Below are 325 nucleotides of genomic sequence, written 5' to 3'. Positions count from 1 at the left end.
ATCCAGCGCCCGCGCCCGTCCATCGAGATTTTCACCGCCGCGTCCAGCAACACCTTGGTGAACCGCGGGCTGGTGAATTGACTGCCCTGGTCCGTGTTGAAGATTTCGGGGCGACCATGGCGCGCCAGCGCCTCCTCCAGCGCCTCGATGCAGAACTCGACATCCATCGTGTTCGACAGCCGCCACGCCAGCACCCGCCGCGTTGCCCAATCCATGATCGCCACCAGGTAAAGGAAGCCCCGCTGCATCGGGATATAGGTGATATCGGCGCACCAGACCTGGCTGGGCCGATCGATGACCAGATTTCTCAGCAAATACCGATACT

The 325-nt window shown here is 61.5% G+C and carries 1 protein-coding gene; it reads right to left on the bottom strand.

From position 1 onward, the window contains the following. On the bottom strand, positions 1–325 hold a 325-nt coding region (locus KY389_RS15110; protein WP_219831792.1), incomplete at both ends, for a DDE-type integrase/transposase/recombinase.

This window comes from Paracoccus bogoriensis, from assembly GCF_019431455.1.
GTDB lineage: Bacteria > Pseudomonadota > Alphaproteobacteria > Rhodobacterales > Rhodobacteraceae > Paracoccus > Paracoccus bogoriensis.
Note: the sequence above shows the minus strand (reverse complement) of the source record. Positions and strands in the feature narration are given on the sequence as shown.